Source organism: Acinetobacter albensis (genome assembly GCF_900095025.1).
In the GTDB taxonomy this organism is placed as follows: domain Bacteria; phylum Pseudomonadota; class Gammaproteobacteria; order Pseudomonadales; family Moraxellaceae; genus Acinetobacter; species Acinetobacter albensis.
The window spans coordinates 97006-115175 of the sequence record NZ_FMBK01000004.1 but is presented as its reverse complement, the minus strand read 5'-3'; the positions used below and the strand labels follow the sequence as shown (position 1 = coordinate 115175).

The 18170-nt window shown below is 38.9% G+C and carries 17 protein-coding genes; 9 read left to right on the top strand and 8 right to left on the bottom strand.

Annotated elements, in window-relative coordinates; all coding sequences use genetic code 11:
- Positions 1 to 20 precede the first annotated feature (20 nt).
- From rimM to rplS, 3 genes are all read left to right on the top strand, one after another.
- Positions 21 to 569 carry a ribosome maturation factor RimM gene (gene rimM, locus GA0116959_RS04315; protein ID WP_092718701.1) on the top strand — a complete coding sequence of 183 codons (549 nt, stop codon included), beginning with the start codon at positions 21 to 23 and terminating at the stop codon, positions 567 to 569.
- Between the two features lie 57 nt (positions 570 to 626).
- Complete coding sequence (gene trmD, locus GA0116959_RS04310; RefSeq protein ID WP_092718699.1) at positions 627 to 1367, top strand: tRNA (guanosine(37)-N1)-methyltransferase TrmD; 741 nt, start codon at positions 627 to 629, stop codon at positions 1365 to 1367.
- A gap of 148 nt (positions 1368 to 1515) precedes the next feature.
- Positions 1516 to 1890, top strand: coding sequence for a 50S ribosomal protein L19 (gene rplS / locus GA0116959_RS04305; protein WP_053579449.1), 375 nt, complete (start codon positions 1516 to 1518; stop codon positions 1888 to 1890).
- A gap of 59 nt (positions 1891 to 1949) precedes the next feature.
- Here rplS and GA0116959_RS04300 read toward each other — a convergent pair whose 3' ends face one another.
- From GA0116959_RS04300 to GA0116959_RS04290, 3 genes are all read right to left on the bottom strand, one after another.
- On the bottom strand, positions 1950 to 2921 hold the full coding sequence (locus tag GA0116959_RS04300) for an esterase/lipase family protein (RefSeq protein WP_092718696.1): 972 nt from the start codon (positions 2919 to 2921) through the stop codon (positions 1950 to 1952).
- 172 nt (positions 2922 to 3093) lie between these two features.
- Positions 3094 to 4077, bottom strand: a complete 984-nt coding sequence (locus tag GA0116959_RS04295; protein WP_092718855.1) for a lipase family alpha/beta hydrolase — start codon at positions 4075 to 4077, stop codon at positions 3094 to 3096.
- Between the two features lie 43 nt (positions 4078 to 4120).
- Positions 4121 to 5149 carry a lipase secretion chaperone gene (locus tag GA0116959_RS04290; protein ID WP_092718693.1) on the bottom strand — a complete coding sequence of 343 codons (1029 nt, stop codon included), beginning with the start codon at positions 5147 to 5149 and terminating at the stop codon, positions 4121 to 4123.
- 144 nt (positions 5150 to 5293) lie between these two features.
- Between GA0116959_RS04290 and truB the strand changes: the two genes are divergently transcribed.
- From truB to GA0116959_RS04275, 3 genes are all read left to right on the top strand, one after another.
- Positions 5294 to 6199, top strand: a complete 906-nt coding sequence (truB, locus tag GA0116959_RS04285; protein WP_092718690.1) for a tRNA pseudouridine(55) synthase TruB — start codon at positions 5294 to 5296, stop codon at positions 6197 to 6199.
- Positions 6200 to 6228: 29 nt separating this feature from the next.
- Positions 6229 to 6999: a sulfite exporter TauE/SafE family protein gene (locus GA0116959_RS04280; protein WP_053579453.1), complete on the top strand. Its 771-nt coding sequence runs from the start codon at positions 6229 to 6231 to the stop codon at positions 6997 to 6999.
- Between the two features lie 134 nt (positions 7000 to 7133).
- Complete coding sequence (locus GA0116959_RS04275) at positions 7134 to 7592, top strand: hemerythrin domain-containing protein (RefSeq protein WP_053579454.1); 459 nt, start codon at positions 7134 to 7136, stop codon at positions 7590 to 7592.
- 73 nt (positions 7593 to 7665) lie between these two features.
- Here GA0116959_RS04275 and GA0116959_RS04270 read toward each other — a convergent pair whose 3' ends face one another.
- From GA0116959_RS04270 to serA, 3 genes are all read right to left on the bottom strand, one after another.
- On the bottom strand, positions 7666 to 8526 hold the full coding sequence (locus tag GA0116959_RS04270) for an EamA family transporter (protein WP_092718687.1): 861 nt from the start codon (positions 8524 to 8526) through the stop codon (positions 7666 to 7668).
- A gap of 151 nt (positions 8527 to 8677) precedes the next feature.
- On the bottom strand, positions 8678 to 9559 hold the full coding sequence (locus GA0116959_RS04265; RefSeq protein WP_092718684.1) for an EamA family transporter: 882 nt from the start codon (positions 9557 to 9559) through the stop codon (positions 8678 to 8680).
- Positions 9560 to 9672: 113 nt separating this feature from the next.
- Positions 9673 to 10905: a phosphoglycerate dehydrogenase gene (gene serA / locus GA0116959_RS04260; RefSeq protein ID WP_092718682.1), complete on the bottom strand. Its 1233-nt coding sequence runs from the start codon at positions 10903 to 10905 to the stop codon at positions 9673 to 9675.
- Between the two features lie 464 nt (positions 10906 to 11369).
- Between serA and GA0116959_RS04255 the strand changes: the two genes are divergently transcribed.
- The 3 genes from GA0116959_RS04255 to craA all read left to right on the top strand — a co-directional run bounded on the left by GA0116959_RS04255 (position 11370) and on the right by craA (position 15093).
- The gene (locus tag GA0116959_RS04255) at positions 11370 to 12779 is read left to right on the top strand and encodes an FAD-binding oxidoreductase (protein WP_092718679.1); all 1410 of its coding nucleotides are present in this window, start codon (positions 11370 to 11372) and stop codon (positions 12777 to 12779) included.
- A 113-nt stretch (positions 12780 to 12892) separates the two neighbouring features.
- The gene (locus tag GA0116959_RS04250; RefSeq protein WP_092718677.1) at positions 12893 to 13267 is read left to right on the top strand and encodes a hypothetical protein; all 375 of its coding nucleotides are present in this window, start codon (positions 12893 to 12895) and stop codon (positions 13265 to 13267) included.
- Between the two features lie 596 nt (positions 13268 to 13863).
- Positions 13864 to 15093 carry a chloramphenicol efflux MFS transporter CraA gene (gene craA, locus GA0116959_RS04245; protein ID WP_092718674.1) on the top strand — a complete coding sequence of 410 codons (1230 nt, stop codon included), beginning with the start codon at positions 13864 to 13866 and terminating at the stop codon, positions 15091 to 15093.
- 145 nt (positions 15094 to 15238) lie between these two features.
- Here craA and yccS read toward each other — a convergent pair whose 3' ends face one another.
- Positions 15239 to 17389 (bottom strand): YccS family putative transporter, encoded by a 2151-nt coding sequence (yccS, locus tag GA0116959_RS04240; RefSeq protein ID WP_092718852.1) that lies wholly within the window; start codon positions 17387 to 17389, stop codon positions 15239 to 15241.
- A 185-nt stretch (positions 17390 to 17574) separates the two neighbouring features.
- Positions 17575 to 18066, bottom strand: coding sequence for a superoxide dismutase [Cu-Zn] SodC (gene sodC / locus GA0116959_RS04235; RefSeq protein ID WP_425304197.1), 492 nt, complete (start codon positions 18064 to 18066; stop codon positions 17575 to 17577).
- Positions 18067 to 18170: the final 104 nt, after the last annotated feature.

Sequence of the window (18170 nt, the reverse complement as noted above, 5' to 3'; positions counted from 1 at the left end):
AATTAAGCCGTAGGTAGCCCATGACACCAACACAGAATGTTCCCGAAGATCGTATTCAGATTGGACAGTTACGTTCAGCATATGGATTAAATGGGTGGCTCTGGGTCTATTCCAATACAGAACCCATGAGCAACATCTTTGACTATCTGCCTTGGTACATTGAAACCAAAGCAGGTTGGCAAACAGTAGATGTAAAACGTTGGAAGCCACATGGCAAAGGCTTGGTTGTTTCGTTAAAAGATGTGAGCGATCGCACTGCAGCGGATAACTTGGTTGGCGTCAATGTTTGGATTTCAAAATCGCAACTTCCGAAAGCAGGCATGGATGAGTTTTACTGGACAGATTTGAAGGGCTTAACTGTGTTAGGTTTGGATGATGCTGAACAAGAAGTAAACCTTGGTAAAATCCATGAAATGTTTGAGACTGGTGCTAATGATGTGATGGTCGTTCATGCAACGCCAGACAGCATTGACAGTGAAGAGCGTATGATTCCATGGCATAAAGATGTGGTGCAACAAGTTGATCTAGACGCTGGTCGTATCTACGTGAATTGGGGCGTAGATTACTAAATATTTAAAAGCTTGTCCTTTAAGGATGAACGCAGCAGGAAAATAGAGGAGTCTGCGATGTTTTTTGCAGTCATTACGCTTTTTCCTGAAATGTTTGAAGCGATTACAGCGTATGGAATTAGCGGGCGTGCAGCAAAACGTGAAATAATACAAGTGACTTGTATTAATCCACGCGATTTTGCAACGGGCAACTATAAAAGAGTGGATGAACGTCCATTTGGTGGTGGTCCGGGAATGGTGATGATGGCTGAGCCTTTGTCTCAAGCGATTAGCCATGCCAAAGTGCTTGCTGCCCAAGCAGGATGCGTCCAAGTTCCTGTGGTGTATATGTCGCCACAAGGGAAAACCTTAAACGAAACAGCAGTACAAAGTTTTGTCGAATATGACGGACTCATTGTACTTTGCGGACGTTACGAAGGTGTCGATGAGCGTTTGATCCAGCAATATGTTGATCAGGAATGGTCAATTGGTGATTATGTTTTATCGGGTGGCGAATTGCCTGCGATGGTTTTATTGGACAGTATTATTCGACGTTTGCCGAATGTCATGTCTGATGAACAGTCTGCAATACAAGATTCATTTGTAGATGGTCTATTAGATTGTCCACAATATACCAAGCCAGATCATTTTCAAGGTTTGGATGTGCCCGAAGTTTTAAAATCAGGACATCATGCAAATATTGAAAAATGGCGTTTTTTGCAGCGCTATCAACGTACTTTAGAACGCCGACCTGAGTTGGTGGAGAAAGTTGAGTTGAGTAAGCAGCAAAAAAAATGGCTTCAAGATTTGAATACTTAGAATATTTTGAGTATTTACAACTAGGCTCTTTATTGATTTAAGTTTTGACTTAAACCATAAAGGGAAAGATAAACGGGTCGATATGCGCTTTAGCCTCTGTCCCCAGCGGTAACAGACCTCTTCTGTCCCGCACATTGGAGATTCCCACATGAGTGGTAAACATCCTTTAGTTCAAATTATTGAAAATGCTCAGTTAAGATCAGATATCCCTGCTTTTGCACCAGGTGATACTGTTATTGTATCTGTAAAAGTAAAAGAAGGTGAGCGTGAGCGTCTTCAGGCTTTTGAAGGTGTTGTGATTGCGAAGAAAAATCGTGGTTTAAACTCTGCGTTCACAGTACGTAAAATTTCAAGCGGTGTTGGTGTTGAACGTGTTTTCCAAACACATTCTCCAATTGTAGCTAAAGTTGAAGTGAAACGTCGTGGTGATGTTCGTCGCGCTAAACTTTACTACCTACGTGAATTGTCTGGTAAAGCTGCACGTATTCGTGAAAAGTTACCTGCTCGTAAAGTTAAAGCTTAATTTTAAGTTTTACTTGAGTAAAAAAATGCGCCTTAAGGCGCATTTTTTTATATTAAATATTATAGACCTTGTAGTTTTAAACGGTTGGCATGTTGACGATAGACAGCAACAGGGTCTGGGGCAAAAATAGAAAGTAGCCCAAAAAATTGGTTAATGACATCTAAATGGTTCCAGTTATAGTTATCACGAACGGTTTTACCATACTTGGCACTACAGCGTGAAACTAAGCCATCATTGTCATTAGGCGCTTGCATCAGTAAACCAGTCGCCGCCAGAAATGAGTCTGGATCGAGTACGTTAGTCAACGTTGAGTTACCCGAAAAAGAATAGAAGTAAATGCCTTTTTCCATAGCAGCCCCTTCACCACAGGCCGTTTTCGGCATACCCAGTGCATATTTTTGTGCAAAAGCTTTAGAGCCTGCCAGCGTTAAGCTTTTTCCAGCACCGAGTGAATCATGTGGGAGTGAATTTGGATTTTGTTGTTGCGCCCAAACAATGGCTTTCGAACCAAAATTGATTAAATCTACCACGGGTTGCTCTAAAGGGGTCCCTTGCACTGAAACAATGAGATCTGCTACAGGAGAACCTTTTAAAGGACTGGAAATGGCTGTGGCAGACGCGATTTTATCGGGCAAAATATTGGAGACATAAGCAATACTATGCCCGCCATGGCTATGTCCTAGCAAATTGACTTTAGGTGCATTGGTAATCGCTAAAATTTCTTCGACTTGTTGCAGCAATTGCTCACCACGCACCTCAGAGGTGTTAAACGGAGAAACACGTGTTGCCCATGCATTAGCACCATTACGGGCTAGGTCTGGCAAAATTTGATACCAATAATCCACACCAAGCTCATCTATTCCAGCACGAATCCAGCCACCCATACCATGTGCAAAAACTAAAGGGTATTTGGTTTTTGCGTAGCTAGACGTGACATAGGTGGAGTTAATGTGTGAAGCAGCTGCTTGTGTTTGTGTGGCGCTGAGTGTGCAGATAAATAGCAGTCCAGCAATCAATGATCCATATTTCATTGCTCATCCTCTTTTTTATTTTTGTGACGACAATTTAAATTGTCGAAAATTAGTATAAAGGTGGGAATAGAAAAACGTAGAAAAAATCGATTAAATTATATTCAGCTTGTGAGTGAGTAATTCATAAAAAACTTCCCTCCGAAATTTTTAAACCTCGAAGGGAAGGACTATATTAGAGGCCTTGGAGTTTTAGACGATTTGCATGCTGACGAAATAATGCAACTGGATCTGGAGAGAAAATACCACGCATCCCCAAGATTAGGTTGATCTCATCAAGGTGCGTGAGGTCATAGTTATCACGAATCACTTTACCGAAGTGAGAACTGCATGGTGTAACCAAACCATCATTATTACGATTTCCGTATGACAGTGGTGCTAAAACGCCAATGGCAGTGTCAATCGTATCAAAAATATTGGTGGTAGGTGATGCACCTGCCCATGAGTAGTAATACGTGCCATTATTTGAACTTAGGCCGTTGCTGCTACAGTTAGACGGAATAGCTGCGGTTGGATGTTCAAGATTAAACTGCGTAGAGCCTGCGACACTGATTGATTTAAGTGAACGTTCTATATTGATGGGTAAAGATGGATTACCTTCTGCCCAAGTCATGATGGGTGCAAGAATCATATCGCCAAACACGCCTACTAAGGTTGATGATGCTTTAGTACTCAATAAATCATCTGCAACTTTAGAACCTTTAAATGTACCCGCTACACCCGTCAGAGAAGCAACATATTGGGGTTTAACGCTTTCAATATAAAGTGCAGTGGGTCCTCCATGGCTATGACCAATAAGATTGACTTTACTTTTTCCAGTGATTGCTAATACCTCTTCAACCTGAGTTAAAAGTTGTTCGCCACGAATAGCCGTTGATTCTAATGGAGATACTTGAGCCGTGAACGCTGTTGCTCCATTACGCGCAAGATCAGGGAGCACTTGATAAAAATAGTCCATCCCAAATGCGCTGGTTCCTAGACGGGTAAAACCAAACATACCAGGAACCATCACAATCGGATTTTTGGTTTTGGCATACGTGGCATATTTGTCGGCTGCGATCGTTTGTAGTCCTGCTGCAGCCTGACTTTGAGTCATTGCAAATGAACTCGTTAAAGCAAGAATAGATGACAATATTATGGTCATTTTTTTGTTTTTCATCATTTTATTTTCATCCTGAAAATATAAAGTTAATGGTTATCGCTTATTCAAAAAAAGGTAATTTCCCCCCTTGGTCATGAACTGATTCAAAAGTACTGAGTCGAAGTTGTTCTTCTTTTTTATTAAAATATTGATTACGCAGTTGGTCTACCGCTTGTTGTTTAGCAGTGTCAGCTAAGCCACTTTGCATAATGCTATCGCGTTTATTTAAATAATCATTTACTTTATCTTTCCAATCAATACGTTGGCTATCCAGCTTTTCTAAGCGTTGAGTCGCTTCAGGGCCGACCAAATTGGTACGCATTTGATGAATTTCTTCTGCAGAACCGCCTCGTGTTTTAATGTCCGCAGTCAACTTTCTCAGGTCTTCAAGTTTATTCAGTTGTTCTAAATTTTCTTGCCAATCTACGGGGAGTTGATTGAATAATTCTTTTAATTTTTGAGCTTTTTGGATTTCGCTTAAACGTTTATCGCTCATGACCGCCATACGTTTTAAGGTATATTCATTGTAAATATTCTCAGCTCCAAAAAGACCTTCAATTTCATAATCAGAAAATAGCTGTTTGCGAAGATTTTTTGTATCTGCAAATATACGTTCATAATATTGAGGATGATCAGAATCAATATTGGGAGGCGTTAAGTTACCCAATTTTTCCCGATAATCGATATAACGATTCCACAAATCTAAAATTTGACTTCGTGCTGGCTCTTCATAACTTTGTTCTATATAGGATTGGAAATCTTTTTTAATCTGTTTAAGATTTTTCTCTCCAAATTGTGTAATAAAATACTCAAAACAATTGCGTGTCTGTTCATTGACAATTAAATGTTGACTGGAATCTAAGCGTAACTGACAGTTGATTTCGGTATCTTGCTGGCTTTGGCTGATGAAATGATCTTTTTGAACAGGAGTTTGAATCAAGACCGAGGCTTTTGAATTATGTTGTAAATCAGGAGATGGTTTTAAATTTATTTTTTCTGCACTGGACTGAGAAGGGGCAAGCCAAAACAGTAATGTGCATATAGCAATAATCAGAACAATGACAATTATCCATAATTTATATTTCTGCATATCCTATGCAACCTTCTTTTTTTATTTTCAGTTTAAAATATGAAATTAATCTGTCATAAAATAACAAAATCCAGAGTACAGAAGTTGTAAATGGTGACGAACGGTTGTTAACATGTGGCACGTTTGTCCTGCTTTGACTTTGCCATGAAAAAGACCTCACCCAAAATTGAACGCCGCCTCATTAGTGGTGTTTTTTTGCTCAACAAGCCTTTAGGTTTCAGTTCAAATGCAGCCTTACAAAAAGTACGTCACCTATATCGTGCAAAGAAAGCTGGACATACGGGTGCATTAGATCCACTTGCTTCAGGTTTACTTCCCATTTGTTTGGGAGAGGCGACTAAATTTTCTCATTATTTATTAGAGTCGACCAAACGTTATCACACCACTATACATTTAGGACATAGCACTACCACTGGTGATGTCGAAGGTGACGTGTTATTGACGCAAGACGTGCCGATGCTCAATGAAGAAAAAATCCAACAGGTCTTGGCTATTTTTCAGGGTGAAACTCAGCAAATACCTCCGATGTATTCTGCGCTAAAAAAAGATGGCCGACCTTTATATGAGTTGGCACGCAAAGGTATTGAAATTGAACGTGAAGCACGTCCGATTAACATAAAAGCGATTGAATTAATTTCTTTCACCGAAAATAGCTTAACTTTAGATATCACTTGTTCAAAAGGAACTTATATTCGTGTTTTGGGTGAAGATATTGCTAAAGGCTTAGGAACTTTTGGACATTTGACTTATTTACACCGGATTAAAACTGGTCATTTTGATTTGATTCCGACCTATACCATTGAATATCTCGAAAGCTTAACCGAGCTCGAGCGAGATGCATTGCTGTTACCTGTATTTGCACCTGTGGCACATTTTCCCAAAATTCAGGTTCCAGAAGGGCGTGCCGACTATTTTAGTCAAGGTATGGAAAGTAATATCGAACATGACGCTTTAGAACAGGTGTTGGTTTTTGATGAAGAAAAATGCTTGGGTTTAGCAGAAATTACCGACAAAAAGCGTTTAGTGCCTAAACGAGTTTTAAACCTCTAATTCTTCTTTTTAATTAGGTATAAAATCATATGGATATTGAACTTATCCTAAGCCTCGTTTTTTTTGCATTTTGTGCGGGTGCAATTGATGCAGCAGTGGGCGGGGGCGGCCTTATTCAGATTCCTGCATTAATGAATGCCTTTCCAAATATGGCCACAGCAACTTTGTTTGGCACCAATAAATTGGCTTCAATTTGTGGAACGGCTTCTGCTGCATTTTCATATTTACGTCAAGTTAAACTTTCATGGAAGTTACTTGCTGTGATTGGCGTCGCCGCTTTTATCAGCTCCTTTGCGGGTGCAGCATGTGTGACGCTCATTCCACAATCCGTGCTGAAACCTTTTGTTTTGGTCATGCTGATTGTGATTGCGATTTATACGTTTATGAAAAAGCAATTTGGCCAAGTACACTTTCAACAAAGCTTAACCACTAAAACTTTGGTCTTGGCCGGCATAGGTGGATTGGTCATTGGTTTTTATGATGGTATTTTTGGTCCGGGAACAGGCAGTTTCTTTATTTTTTATTTTATTCGCTTTTTAAAAGTCGATTTTTTACATGCTTCTGCTTTGTCTAAAATTGGCAATTTTATGACCAATTTTGCTGCATTGAGTTTTTTCATTCCAACAGGGCATGTACTGTTTGGTTTAGGTCTAATGATGGCTGTGGCGAATGTGCTTGGCTCAGTGATGGGCGTAAAAATGGCCTTAAAATACGGCAGTGGTTTTATTCGAATTCTATTCCTTATTTTGGTGGTGATTTTAATTTTCCGTTTAAGTTATCAAGTATTTTTCTCAGGTTAATCAAAAATTCACAAAACTTAACTGTATTATTGTGCGTCTCTGCATAAAAATAAGAATTCACAGGGGCGTTGCCCATTCTTTATAAAAAATGTTTATCACGATCATATAGCCCATCGCCAGAGGTCAATAAAACAATGAATATATTTGAAGCTTTACGTCAAAGTCATGAAATACAAAGAGCGCTTTCTGAAAAATTAATACAAACATCGGGGAATACCGAAGAACGTCGGGAGACGTTTGAGCTACTCAAAAATGAACTATTTGCCCATGCCGTAGGGGAAGATCGTTATTTGTATATTCCTTTAATGATGACCGATTCTGGTTTAAATATTACCCGTCATGCTTTATCTGAACATCATGAAATAGATGAGTTGCTTGAACAATTGACTGAAACTGAATTTAGCAATCCAGGATGGCTTGCTATTGCGAAAAAACTATCAGATAAAGTTCATCATCACTTAAAAGAAGAAGAACATGGTTTTTTTCAGCAGGCAGGTAAAATTTTAGAAGATGAGCAAAAACAAAGTTTGGCCAAACAATATTTGGCTGAATATAAAAAGTATAAAAAAGCCGATAAAGACAGTCTGGTTTAAATCTAAGCTGGATATAAAAAGAGGGTTTAAATACCCTCTTTTTTTATATCTCTGTAACTGCTTATACTTCGGGTCATTGTGTTTTTTTGGCCCTATAGGTGACCCCGACTGATGCTAACATAATGCACAGCAAGGCAATCATTTGTAAAAAGGTCATTTGCTCTTTTAATAATAACCAACCTGCTAAAGCACCTAAGGATGGGGATAAGCTGGAAAGGGTGCCATAACTGAGTTTACTTAATTGCTTAAGTGCCATGAGATCTAAAGCATAAGGAATGGCTGTTGCAAGCAAGGCAATCCCTAAGGCTTGCGGCCAGTATTGAGTTTGAATGAGTGCAGTGGGATTGTGTATGACACTGATCGGAAGCATCACCAGAGCTGACAAGACAATCGCAATACTCAATGCATGCATACCAATATTTTGTCGCACAACGCGCTGTCCAAAATAAATATAAATGGCCCAGCAAATACCTGCGCCTAATGCAAAGGCGGCACCCAAATAAGAAAAATTCTCCGCTGATGCTTGTTGCCAAGGTACCATCAATGCGACACCTAAAATCGCTAGACTCACCCAAAGATAATCACTTTTCTGTTTGATCGAAAGTAAAGCGAGAGTCAGTGGCCCTAAAAACTCTAAACCGACCGCAATCCCTTGAGGCAATTTGCCTAATGATGCATAGAACAATACATTCATTAAACACACGGAACCGCTATAAAATAATAAATCTTTCCATTTTAAATAGGGCAGGCGTCGAATGATTTTCCATGAACGGAACATCAAGATGATGAGAATAGAAGCAAAGCACAGGCGTAAGGTCACGACGGTAAGTGGGTCAAGTGCTTCAAATAGCTGTTTAGCAAATGAGGCACTGATTTGATAGGCCACCATGGATAAAACCATGAACAAAACAGCAGTCATTTGAGTATTCGGCATGATACACACAGGATGATTAAGTCAGATCATCGATGAGATGGAGGGGGGCTTAGTATAGCAATATCATTCAATTGATGAGATTCAGTTTAAAGGTAAAATGAGTATTCTCTGTGATGAGCAGGCTTATCGCTTTTTTGATAAAATCCTGCAGTCATTTTTTATCGCTTTTGTTCTTGGCTTGTTGTGTGGTGTAGGTGCAGCCGATAGAGGCACAAATAATTGTCGCAAGTGCAAGCCATTGATTCCATAACAACTGCTCACCTAAAAATATAAAACCAGAAAGTGCTGCAATAGCAGGTTCTACACTCATCAGTGTGCCGAAACTGAGTGCTGTTAAATGACGTAATGCAATCATTTCTAAAGTAAATGGCAACGCACTGGCCAGTACTGCCAAAGCAATAAAATAAATGAAATTGGACTGCTCAAATACTGCAATTGAAAAACCTGAAAATAAGGCGACTGGCATTAAACACAACATACCAATAAACATTCCCAAACAGACCGTATGATTGCCTGAAATACCTGAAGGTTTTTGTCCTGCAACAATATAAATCGCCCAGCATGCGCCAGCACCAAGTGCAAAACCAATTCCAATGAGGTCTAAATCTTCCGATACTTGATCAAAAGGAAACAATAAAATGAGCCCTAGAATCGCCAATCCAACCCATACAAAATCAAATTTTTGCCGTGCATAATATAATGCTACGCTGAGTGGACCAACAAACTCAAAAGATACTGCTATACCCAGCGGTAGTCGATCAATTGATAAGTAAAACAGCGCATTCATTCCTGCTAAAGCAAAGCCATAGCTGATAATGGCTTGCCATTTCACCTGTCTAAAATTGATTTGCCAGATTTTAAAAATCAGTGCCAAAATGAGCGCACCGAACAAAAGACGCATGGCTGCAACAGTCAAAATAGGGAAATCATGAAATAAAATTTTGGCCAGTGAACCACTACTTTGCACACTAATCATCGCAATGATTAATAAAACCAATGCTTGAACATAAGGCGTATTTTTAAAAGAGGACATGTACACATTAAACTAAATTAGATTGATGACGCGAAGCGTGGCAGATCAGCCATAAAACGATAAAAATAAAAAAACCACAGCTCTAAAGCTGTGGTTTGATATGCTCAGTTCAATTAGAACAATACACGAACTCGAATTGTACCTTCAACCTCTTGCAGTGTATCTAAGGCTTCTTTAGATGTGGTCGCATCAACATCCATGACCAAGTAACCTACATCGCCTTTGGTCATCAAAGATTGACCCGAAATGTTGATACCATGCTCAGCAAACAGGTTATTGATTTTAGACAATACACCTGGAATATTTTTATGAATATGAAGTAAACGATGTTTACCTTCAGTCAACGGTAATGCAATTTCAGGGAAGTTCACTGCAGATAAAGTCATGCCTTTATCAGAATAGGCGACAAATTTCTCTGCCACTTCTGAACCAATATTGGCTTGTGCTTCCATTGTTGAACCGCCAACGTGTGGTGTTAAAATCACGTTATCTAAACCGCGTAGTGGAGATACAAATTCTTCACCATTGGCTTTCGGTTCTTTCGGGAATACGTCAACCGCAGCGCCTGCAATATGGCCCGATTTAATCGCATCTGCTAAATCTTCAATCAAGACGCATGTACCACGTGCAGCATTAATGAAAATTGAACCTTCTTTCATTTGGGCAAATTGGTCTTTGCCAAAGAAGTTGCGGGTAGATGGCAGGTCAGGTACGTGTAGAGAAACTACGTCAGCATTTGCCAACAATTCAGCCATAGTACCGACTTGGCGTGCATTACCCATTGGAAGCTTAGTGACAGCATCATAATAAATCACATGCATGCCCAAGCTTTCAGCAAGAACTGAAAGTTGTGAACCAATTGAGCCGTAACCGACAATTCCTAAAGTTTTACCACGTGTTTCAAACGAACCGACAGCAGATTTGTTCCAACCACCACGATGCGTAGAAGCAGATTTCGCAGGCACACCGCGAAGTAAAAGAATCGCTTCAGCAAGCACAAGTTCAGCCACTGAACGTGTATTTGAATAGGGTGCATTAAAAACAGGAATACCGCGAATCATGGCAGCATTCAAGTTTACTTGGTTGGTCCCAATACAGAAACAGCCAACAGCAATCAGCTTGTTCGCTGCTGCAAAGACTTCTTCAGTCAACTGGGTGCGCGAACGAATACCGATAAAGTGGGCATCTTTGACCGCTTCTTGCAACGCTTCACCTTCAAGCGCAGTTTTACGGGAATCGATGTTGGTATATCCAGCAGCATTTAAGATGTCGATCGCGTTTTGGTGAACGCCTTCTAACAACAAGAAACGAATTTTATCTTTTGGAAGTGAAAGATGTTGGCTCATTACGGCTCCGCTACAAAGGCCAAATTTAGTTGCAGTATCATAGCATAGAGCATTGGAATATAGATATTTCGATTAAATTTACAACAATGGAATTATTTATAAACTTTCATCAATTTATTTATTTTTACGAAGTCGACAGATGTAGAAGAGACCTAATGCTATATTTTTGAAGATGAATTGTTGGATAACTAAAAATAGGATGAAATTTAATAACTTTCCTGATTCAACAAGGCAGGTCTTATATACACTTTGTGGTGATGCTATCTCTAAACCAAGCTTTATCCCGCAGCCGCTTACATGTAAAATAAAACATCATGTAGCGGTCAAACTTAAAACACTAAATTTTGGGTTTTCCGTACATCGTTCTAACTTGGACATTTTGCCAATCTTTTTTAAAAAGTCTTGATAAAGACAGTACAATCGTCCGAAAACCACTTGTTTACTTCTTGCTAGGTCTGCAAACGATGAATGCTCCAGTCGCTTTAACACCTGAGTTACTCAACCAATTGACAGTAATTGTTGGTGAAAACCGTATTAAAACTGATGGCGATAGCCTCGAAAATTGGGGGCGTGATCATACCAAGCATTTTGATCCTAACCCGTCAGTCATCGTTTTTCCGTCCAGTACAGAACAAGTGCAAGAAATTGTAAAACTTGCCAATCAATTTGATGTTGCAATTACACCTTCAGGTGGTCGTACAGGTTTATCTGCCGGTGCGGTTGCAGCCCATGGTGAAATTGTGATCAGTATGGATAAAATGAACCAGATTTTGGCGTTTTTTCCTGCTGACCGAATGGTACGTGTGCAAGCGGGCGTTGTGACGGAACAATTGCAAAATTATGCGACTGACCAAGGCATGTACTATCCCGTTGATTTTGCATCATCAGGGTCTTCGCAAATTGGCGGCAATATTGGTACCAATGCAGGCGGGATTAAAGTTATTAAATATGGTATGACACGTAATTGGGTGTTGGGTTTAACCGTGGTCACGGGTAAAGGTGATGTGCTGCGTTTGAATAAGGGCATGGTTAAAAATGCCACGGGTTATGCGTTACAGCATTTGTTTATTGGTGGCGAAGGTACTTTAGGTTTAGTCACAGAAGCAGAAATTAAACTAGAACGTCAACCACATGATCTGCAAGTGATGGTGCTCGGTATTCCTGATTTTGATTCGATCATGCCTGTATTACATGCATTCCAAAACAAAATTGATTTAACTGCATTTGAATTCTTTGGTGAATTGGCCATGCAGAAAGTGTTGGACCATGGTCATGTACAGCGTCCATTTGAAACACCATGTCCTTTTTATGTATTGCTCGAGTTTGAAGCGCCGTATGAGCCAATTATGGACGCTGCGATGGAAATTTTTGAGCATTGCATGGAACAAGGTTGGGTACATGATGGTGTTATGAGCCAAAATCTTGATCAAGTGCATAACTTGTGGCGTTTACGTGAAGATATTTCAGAATCTATTGCACCTTTTACACCTTATAAAAATGACATTTCAGTACTAATTACGCATGTTCCTGCATTTATTAAAGAAATTGATGCTATTGTCGAAGCGAATTATCCTGATTTTGAAATTTGCTGGTTTGGTCATATTGGTGATGGTAACTTACACTTAAATATCTTGAAACCTGCCGACTTAAGTAAAGATGAATTCTTTGCTAAATGTCAGGTGGTAAATAAATATGTGTTTGAAACCGTTAAAAAATATGATGGTTCAATTTCTGCTGAACATGGTGTCGGTATGACCAAAAAGCCGTATCTTGAATATTCACGTACTGCACAAGAAATTGAATACATGAAAGCCTTAAAAAAAGTATTCGATCCCAATGGAATTATGAATCCGGGTAAATTATTCGATTTATAAATTGAAGGCACATTAGCACTACAGAGTATCTATAGTGTAAACAAACAAGGCATTGCATCATAAATGTAATGCCTTTTTTTATTCTCAGATTTTTATAGGCTGGAGATTTATTTATGTTACGTTTAATGTCAGCCACTCTACTCAGTTTAGGCTTGTTGTCAGGTTGTGCAAGTACAGAAAAATTAATCAAAAAAGTCAATCTAGGGTCATCTGATACACCATTGCAACAAGTATTTAAAGTGCATCCTGATTTGAAAAAATCATCATCTAATATTGATATTCGACAGGTATTTAATCGCGTTGAATCGCCAACGGCTGCACAAGTGATTGTGACACAAACAGGATTAATGGATGATTCTGTACGTGCAATTCGAACTGTATATAGCTTTAAAAGCATTAAACAGGATTGGGCGTTGCAAAATACCCAGAAAAGTTACCAATGTGCACGTGGTAAAAATAAGGCTTTTCAAACTGCACTGTGTCCATAATCAACATTTGATTTTTGCTTGAAAGTAAAATCAGTTAGTTATATCCATAATGATTTATCAGTGTAATGCTGATCATCTAAGTTGTTGCATATCTTTTTTGAATGGAACTACATTTATTGCTATAAAAATAGCAAAAGATTTTATGTATATTAAAGAGTGGATTAAATTGAAAAAATGCCAGTTGATTGCTTAATTGACTGGCATTGGTTGGTGGGGAAATTTTATTCTTAATGTTCATTGCATTTTTGAATAAAATGACCCTATTTAAAGTTCTGAATAATTCATCAGTGGAATTTGACAGAAAAAAATGTGAATCAACTACTTCCATGTCAGCCAAATCCTAACATTAAATTGGTACAAGCCATTTTATAAGTCTGTTAAAATATAGTTTATTCATCCAGTGAATTGACTGGCTATATCATTCTCATGCTAAATTATTTTTTGATACACCTTGTGAAAACGGTGTTTTAAGTTCGTTATTACTCAATCCATTTCTAAAATTTAATTTAAAAACTCAATGCTTGTCATTGGGCTGACGCTTATCTCCCTGAAAATAGTGCCTTGCCTGACCAGCTTAAAATGATATGTAGAAAATAATGCAAAAAGTTAGAACCACCACCTTAAGCCGTGCCACGCTCATGTTTCCATTGGCATTGGTCCTGTTTGAATTTTCCGTCTATATCGGTAACGACTTAGTCCAACCCGCCATGCTTGCTATTACTCAAGACTTCGGTGTGAGCAGTTCTTGGGCACCTTCTTCTATGTCATTTTATTTGCTGGGTGGGGCATGTGTGGCATGGTTACTTGGGCCATTGTCTGACCGTTTAGGACGAAAAAAAGTATTATTGGCAGGCGTTTTGTTCTTTGTCCTATGTTGCTTACTAATTTTACTGACGCACAATATTGAAAGCTTTTTAGCCTTGCGCTTTTTACAAGGCATCGGCTTAAGCGTGATTTCTGCTGTGGGTTATGCCGCCATTCAAGAAACCTTTGAGGAACGCGATGCCATTAAAGTGATGGCATTGATGGCAAACGTGTCATTGCTTGCACCTTTGCTTGGGCCAGTACTGGGTGCATTTATGATTGACCATGTGTCATGGCATTGGGGTTTTATTGGAATTGCGTTATTGGCATTTTTAAGTTGGTTTGGTTTAAAAGCCAAAATGCCAGAAACAAACGTGAGTATTCCGAAAAAACCTTTTGCTTATATTTGGGATGATTTTAAGCAGGTCTATCAAAATAAACGCTTTTTAGCGATGACTGTAGCTTTGCCTATGGTCGCCATGCCCTTGATGCTCTGGATTGCGCTTTCACCCGTGATATTGGTGGAAGAACTCGGTTTTAGCAGTATGCAATATGGCTTAGCACAGTTTCCAGTATTGGGTGGCTTGATCTTGGGAAATATCGTGCTGCTTAAAATTATTGATAAACTGGCTTTAGGGAAATCAATTTTAATGGGTTTGCCCATCATGTTCTTCGGCACCTGTCTATTAATGCTTGGCATGATTTGGCAGGATTATCTGCTTTGGTGCTTAATTATCGGCATGACATTGATTAGTTTTGGCGAAGGCATCAGTTTTTCAGTGTTGTATCGCTTTGCTCTGATGTCATCGGAAGTGTCTAAGGGAACGGTGGCGGCTGCGGTATCTATGCTGATGATGTTTAGCTTTTTCATCATTATTGAATTGGTCCGTGTGCTCTATGAACATTACCATTTATGGGCCTATACTTTTGCCTGTTTTATTTTAATTGCGTTATGGTTTAGTTTTCCACGTGCCATGCTGAAAAAAATTCTAGCTGAGCGTGTTGAACAAGGACAATTTTAGACTGTATAGATTTTTCTTTTAAATCGCTCTCTGCGAATGATGAATAGATTCTCCTTTCCCACACCTATCGATCTAGTGGTAGGGAAAGGAAATACTGCTCTTCAGAAGCGAAGAAAAAAGAGTGGACGAACTAAAAAGTGCCACATTATTTAATGTCCTGAGCCAATAAAGCTGTTTTTAAATTCATTAATTCAGGTAAAGTTTCTAACAAAAGACTGATCTGTTTTAAGATTAATAATAAATGATCAGATAAGTGATCTTGTTCGCTGATGAGTTTAATCTCATGTAATTTCTGCTGAATATCCTGTGGTTCTAAAGATTTTTGCTGTAACAGGAGTGTAAATAATGCATTTTTACACCACAGCATTAAATCAAGCACTTGAATATCTTGAACGTATTCACGATGACTGCCTAAAGCTGATACATAGCTAAGTTGACTATGGCTATAGACCAAATAGCGAAAGGCTGAATGGATCAATTGCTGATTCGGATTCGGTTCAGTACTTAAACTCGAAATCATGCTCGACAGTTCAACTTGTGCATTATGTGCCGAACGCCGTGCTCTGCGATAATCAATACTGTTATTTTTACCTCGCTGATATTGTTTTACCACAGCATCAAAATAATCTAATGTGGCTTGATTACTTTTTTTGATGGTGTCTGAAATATTCCGAAAATCCCAATCTGGCCAAATAAAACTGACTGCACACCAAGCAATAAAACAGCCCAAAAGAGTATCAATTAAACGGGGTAAAAGAATGGCATAGCCTGCACCTTTTAAATTGAAAATCAATAACACCATTAAGGTTGCCATCAACGTCGCCATGGCATATTTTTGCGAACGTAAATAGAAAAAGGCGACCCCAAAAATAATCGTTAGAAATAATTTCCCTTCAATACTGGGAACAAAATATAAAATTGGGATACCTAAAATCACCCCCAATACCGTACCTAAAGTACGAAGTTTTAAACGCGTTTTAGTCGCGAAATAACTGATTTGGCAGACAAATAAACTGGTCAGTAAAATCCAGTAGCCATGCTGGGCAAAAGGAAGCAATGAAAAGGCATAGCCCACTGCAAAGACAGAAGCGATCCGAACAGCATGACGAAATAATGCTGATTTTGGCGTCAAATGTTGTTTCAACTTAAGCCATAAATCGGCCAAGTCATGAATATCATCATCGAGTAAATTGATGTTGTCTGGGTGCTGCATATAATTTTGTCGATAATTACTTTGCGCATCACTTAAATGAAGTAATTGTTCCTGAATATTTTTTAAGTTTCGTAAAATCAGCAGTAGGTTTTTAATTTCTAAATTGTGTGGGTTTTCTTCCATCCATAATTGAATCGAATGTTCGAAATGAGCAATTGCAATATCAGTATCTGGATTGGATTGATAAGGTTGATGCTGCAGAATATTTTGGGCCAAAGTCTGGCAGGAACTGGCATGCAGTCGAACATTTTTTTGAATACGAAAAATCAGGTCGGTACGGCTAAAATTTTGATGAATAGCTTCGTAATGTAAATAATTAGAGGTGGCCTGTTCATGAATGTCTTGTGCCAAAAAATACAGGTTCAGCCAATAAATGGTATTTTTATTGGCCCGTGATGCTTTTAAGCGAGTGAGTAATGAGGCTTTGGTGATATTTAGACTATGGACAACTTGGCTATTTTGTAGCGAGAGTTCATAAAGTAAAGATTCTATATTATCGGTATTATCAGGATCAAATAGCCGAGCTTTGGCAAAGAGAAAGGCAGCCAGTGTCTCAAAATTAGCTGCTAATTTATCTTGTAATGCTTGAGTCGGCTTCAGCAGGTAAAAAAGAATAGAACTGAAACCATACCAAATAGCGCCTAAAACAAAATAGCTAGGTTGTTGATACCAGTGATGGTATTCACCTAAACCAAACAGTGTATAAATAGACAATAAAATGGTGCCAAAAGAAATAGTCGCATAACGCTGCCCCAATGCGCCCATTAAAATAAAAAAGCCACTAGAGAATGACAAATAGAGGATAAACAGTAATTTATATGGAAGGAGGAATTCAAGAATACTGCTGACGCTAAAAAACAGAATACAGACGTAAATCAAATTGCGCAGACGAATACTTAAGCGGTCATCAAAGTCAGTCAAAGCCGCAGCAATTGTACCTAAGGTCACGGGTACAATTAAATTTTCATGACCTAAAAACAATAAGCCTAAAGTTGTCCCTGTAAAAACAATAAAAATTTGTAAACAATAAATAAGAATAGAATTTGATTTAAAGCCTTGAAACAGGTCTTTTAGATGATTCACAGTTTTTTCTAAATGAAGAATATTTTTAAATATAGACTGAGCATATTTAGCAGAGATGTCAATGAATACTCCGTCCATTTCACAATAAAACAGCAGGTCTGGAGCCTGCTGTTTTAATTGAATTGTGGATAAGTTTGATGTTACCCACAATCAAGATTATTTCATCCAACAATTTAATCAAACCATTAAATTACACCACAAGCAATGCGCTCACCACCACCACCTAAAGGTTTCGGTTGATCGGCATAGTTATCGCCACCCGCATGTACCATCACTGCTAGACCCTGAATATCAGCTACTTTCAAGCGTGGTGCAACTAAATTTTGCTTGGCATTTCCTTGAGCATCGACATTCAATACGGGTAAATCACCTAAATGACCTTGTAAAGGCGTTCCATGGTGTGGTGATTGGTTCGGGTTAAAATGACCACCCGCTGCCAACGCTGCCCCCATTTTTCCATCTTTTTCCGCAGGTTCGCATGAGCCTTTTTCATGAATGTGAAAACCATGTGGGCCAGGCGGTAGTTTAGATAAATCGGTATGAATGACGAGTCCTGCAGGACTGTCTTTGAATTGAATGGTACCAATTTCTGCTCCAACACCTGTCGCTGAAACTGTGTGTACGGAGACCTTTTCTGGAGATGAGGATGACATCGCCAAATTGGCACATCCCACCATAGTAATACTAGCGGTTGCGCATACGGTGCTGAGCTTAAGGAATGAAGACCACATTAAATTGCATCCTTTTTCTTTATCATATGATTTTCACCATTCAAACAAAG

Excerpts from the sequence above, each read along its gene's own strand:
- rimM (WP_092718701.1), top strand. The coding sequence starts at position 21 with ATGACACCAACACAGAATGTTCCCGAAGATCGTATTCAGATTGGACAG.
- GA0116959_RS04300 (WP_092718696.1), bottom strand. The coding sequence starts at position 2,921 with ATGAAATATGGATCATTGATTGCTGGACTGCTATTTATCTGCACACTC.
- truB (WP_092718690.1), top strand. The coding sequence starts at position 5,294 with ATGAAAAAGACCTCACCCAAAATTGAACGCCGCCTCATTAGTGGTGTT.
- GA0116959_RS04255 (WP_092718679.1), top strand. The coding sequence starts at position 11,370 with ATGAATGCTCCAGTCGCTTTAACACCTGAGTTACTCAACCAATTGACA.
- GA0116959_RS04290 (WP_092718693.1), bottom strand. The coding sequence starts at position 5,149 with ATGCAGAAATATAAATTATGGATAATTGTCATTGTTCTGATTATTGCT.
- GA0116959_RS04265 (WP_092718684.1), bottom strand. The coding sequence starts at position 9,559 with ATGTCCTCTTTTAAAAATACGCCTTATGTTCAAGCATTGGTTTTATTA.
- serA (WP_092718682.1), bottom strand. The coding sequence starts at position 10,905 with ATGAGCCAACATCTTTCACTTCCAAAAGATAAAATTCGTTTCTTGTTG.
- trmD (WP_092718699.1), top strand. The coding sequence starts at position 627 with ATGTTTTTTGCAGTCATTACGCTTTTTCCTGAAATGTTTGAAGCGATT.
- sodC (WP_425304197.1), bottom strand. The coding sequence starts at position 18,066 with ATGGTGGGATGTGCCAATTTGGCGATGTCATCCTCATCTCCAGAAAAG.
- GA0116959_RS04270 (WP_092718687.1), bottom strand. The coding sequence starts at position 8,526 with ATGCCGAATACTCAAATGACTGCTGTTTTGTTCATGGTTTTATCCATG.
- GA0116959_RS04250 (WP_092718677.1), top strand. The coding sequence starts at position 12,893 with ATGTTACGTTTAATGTCAGCCACTCTACTCAGTTTAGGCTTGTTGTCA.
- rplS (WP_053579449.1), top strand. The coding sequence starts at position 1,516 with ATGAGTGGTAAACATCCTTTAGTTCAAATTATTGAAAATGCTCAGTTA.
- GA0116959_RS04280 (WP_053579453.1), top strand. The coding sequence starts at position 6,229 with ATGGATATTGAACTTATCCTAAGCCTCGTTTTTTTTGCATTTTGTGCG.
- craA (WP_092718674.1), top strand. The coding sequence starts at position 13,864 with ATGCAAAAAGTTAGAACCACCACCTTAAGCCGTGCCACGCTCATGTTT.
- GA0116959_RS04275 (WP_053579454.1), top strand. The coding sequence starts at position 7,134 with ATGAATATATTTGAAGCTTTACGTCAAAGTCATGAAATACAAAGAGCG.
- GA0116959_RS04295 (WP_092718855.1), bottom strand. The coding sequence starts at position 4,077 with ATGAAAAACAAAAAAATGACCATAATATTGTCATCTATTCTTGCTTTA.